General features: G+C 41.4%; 1 pseudogene. It reads left to right on the top strand.

From position 1 onward, the window contains the following. Positions 1 to 428: 428 nt before the first annotated feature. Positions 429 to 577: pseudogene (locus tag HC175_RS16675) on the top strand (tRNA-binding protein); the annotation flags it as partial.

Below are 577 nucleotides of genomic sequence, written 5' to 3'. Positions count from 1 at the left end.
ATAGGAAGAAATGAGGGTTTCCTTTATTGGCCAGGAATTAACGAATGTTTTTTGAGTGGATAGAGGACAGAGGATAGTAAGTAGAAATTATTTTTGCCGCGAATTCACGAATGATCTTTCTCTTTGATTTTTTACCTCATCTCCCACCCCGCCTTACAGGCACCCCTCCGGAGGAGGGGAAGTAAAAAAAGAGACATCGTGGAAAAATAATAAAGAATCTTAAACTCTAATAGTTTTAGACTTAAGGGCAATAAAAGAATTTTGCATCCTGAATTTTAAATCTTGAATTCTTCCCAATGGCGCGGATTTGCAATCCGTGACAAGGCCAGGACAGGTGATTCCCACCCTTTAGGGCAGGGGCAAAGGAATCACCGGTGATGAAAAGAACCTTTGAAAAACAACAAACAACCAACAACAAACAAAAAAAAATGAACCAAATCTCCTGGAAAGACTTCGAAAAAGTAGAAATGCGCGTGGGGACCATTATTGAAGTTTCCGATTTTCCCGAAGCACGGAATCCGGCATATCAGCTCAGGATCGACTTTGGTCCGGAAATCGGCATTCTGAAATCTTCGGC

The sequence above is a fragment of the Salinimicrobium oceani genome (genome assembly GCF_012037645.1).
The sequence above is the reverse complement of the archived record's forward strand: the minus strand, read 5'-3'. Positions and strand labels throughout refer to the sequence as shown.